Source organism: Streptomyces viridosporus, assembly GCF_002078235.1.
Lineage (GTDB): Bacteria > Actinomycetota > Actinomycetes > Streptomycetales > Streptomycetaceae > Streptomyces > Streptomyces viridosporus.
In genome coordinates this window covers 1-2,498 of the sequence record NZ_MSGP01000491.1, presented here as the reverse complement: position 1 = coordinate 2,498, position 2,498 = coordinate 1, and the positions used below count along the sequence as shown (strand labels likewise).

The 2,498-nt window shown below is 75.1% G+C and carries 1 protein-coding gene; it reads left to right on the top strand.

The features are described from left to right. Positions 1 to 169: 169 nt before the first annotated feature. Positions 170 to 2,498 (top strand): serine protease (locus B7L92_RS30060; protein WP_143626398.1); only part of this gene is annotated, 2,329 nt, incomplete at its 3' end.

Below are 2,498 nucleotides of genomic sequence, written 5' to 3'. Positions count from 1 at the left end.
AAACGCCGTACGGCAGCGCGGAGAAGCAGGAGAAAAGGGAGAGGGCGCCCTCTCCCTTTTCTCCTGCTGCGTGTTGGCCCGAAACAATCTTGCTCGTGCGCGGCACCTGGTGTGACCTCTGGGGGACGTTGCTGACGCGTGGGGTCAACGGTGGCGGGGGATACCGAAGATGACCGAGCCGACCGCATCGGACCGGACGGCCGAGGAGGTCCTCGCGGCCGCGACCGTCCAGGTCGCGTCCGCCGACGGCCACATCGGGGGCCTGGGCGTGCTGATCGCGCCCGCCTTGGTGCTGACGTGCGCCCATGTCGTCCTGGGCGCCGCGCGCCTGCCCCTCACCCGTGCCGAGCCGCCCGACGCGCCCGTGCGGGTCCGCCTGGTCCTGGCGGCGACCGGGGAGGAGACCGGGGCCGTCGTCCGGCACTGGGTGCCGGTGCGCGGGGACGGCGGCGGGGACGTCGCCGTCCTGGCGCTGGACCGCCCGCCGGCGGGCGCCCGGCCGGTGCTCATGGCGGCGCCCCCCACCGTGTGGGACCACCGGGCGATGGTTTTCGGACTGCCGGACGACGGCACCGGGGGCGGCTGGCACACCGCGGTGCTGCGCGGCCGCACCGGCACCGGGCGGCTGCAGATGTCGCCGCTCGACGCGCAGGCGGACCCGGTCCAGCCCGGGTTCAGCGGCTCCGCCGTCTGGGACCTGGAACTGGGCGCCGCGGTGGGCATCGTGGTGTCCGTCTCGTCCTCGCGCCGCGGGCAGAGCTTCTGCATCCCGACCCGCACGGTGCTCGACGAGGTGCCGGAACTGGCCGAGTTGCTCGCCCCGGCGTCCCCGTTCCCGGGACTGCGCCCGTTCACCGAGGAGAACAGCGCGCACTTCTTCGGCCGGGACGAGGACGTCGACGCCGTCACCGCCCTGTTGTGCCCGCAGGGGCCGCCCGAAGGCTGCGTGACGCTGACCGGGCCCTCCGGGTCCGGCAAGTCCTCCCTCCTCATGGCCGGGGTGCTGCCCCGCCTGGGGGAACGGGGGACGGAGGCCGTCACCCTGCGCGCCGAGGGCCGTCTGCCGGACGTCGACGCGGTCCGCGACGCCCTGGAAAGCCACCGGTCGGCACCCGGCCTCGTGTTGGCCCTGGACCAGGCGGAAGCCCTGCTCCTGCGCCCCGAGGAGGACCTGCGCGCGCTGGTGGACCGTCTCCTGGACGCCTGCGCCCACCCCGGGGTCGGCGTCCTGGTGGTCCTGCGGACCGACTTCCAGGACGCGGCTCTGCGGCACCCGCAGTTGAGCAGACTGGTCGGCGGCGCGCCCGCCCACCAGCTGGGTCTCATGACCCGCGAGCAGCTCACCGAAGTGGTCCGGCTGCCGCTGCGCGCCTTCCCCGGCGTGGAGTACGACAACGGCCTGGCCGACCGCCTCGTCGAGGACGCGGCCGGCCGTCCGGGAGCCCTGCCCCTGCTGGGGTTCGTGCTGAACACCCTGTGGGAACGGCAGACCGGTGGCCGGCTCCGCCTGGACACCTACCGCGAACTGGGCGGCCTCGGCGGCGTGCTGAGCAGCCGGGCGGACTCGGCCTGGCAGCGCGCGCTGCGCGGTGCGCCGCCCGGGGCCGCGGCCGGACTCCTGCGCGCGCTGATCCAGGTCCCGCCGGGCAGCACGACCGCGCTGCGCGCCCGGCTCTCCCGCCGCGACGCGGGCGAGGAGCAGTGGGCCATCGCCCGGAACCTGGCCGAGGCCCGCGTCCTCGTGCTCGGCGCGGACCCCGAGCGGGGCGAGACGGTCGAGCTGGCCCACGAGGCCCTGATCGAGCACTGGCAGCCGCTGGCGGAGCAGTTGGAGGCCGACCGTTCGTTCCTCACCTGGCGCGGGGAACTGCGCTACGACCGGGCCCGCTGGTGGCGGGAGGGACGGCCGGACGGGGCCCTGCTGGAGGATCCCGCGCTCGGCACGGCGGAGCAGTGGCTCGCCGAGCGCGGTGACGAACTGACGGACGAGGACCGGGAGTTCATCACCGCGGGCGTCGCCCTGCGGGAACGCCAGCAGCGTGAGGCCGCGCGGTCCGAGCGCATCCGGCGGTACCTGCGGTTCCTGGGTGTGGGGGTCACCGTGCTGGCCGTGGTGGCGGCGTCGGTGGTCTCGGTCCTGTACCTGAACATGCTGGAGGAGCAGCGCCGACTGGCGTCCGACCGGCTGGCCCGGCAGGCCGCCGCCTACGACGACGTGTCGCTGGTGACCTCCTCCCTGTACGCCGCCGCCGCGTACCGCACCGCCGACCGCCCGGACGCCCGCTCCGCGCTGCTGGCTCAGTACCTGCGGTTCCGGGACGTGGAGCGGATCCCGCTGGAGGGCCGTGCCGAGGTCGACAGCGTGGCGCTCACCGAGGACGGCGAGCGGCTGTACGCGCTGCTGGAGAACGGCGACTTCGTCGACCTGGACCTGCGGGGGGAGGAGCGGCCCAGGCCGCTCCTCCCCCCGCAGGTCCAGGTCGACGAAGTCGCCGTTC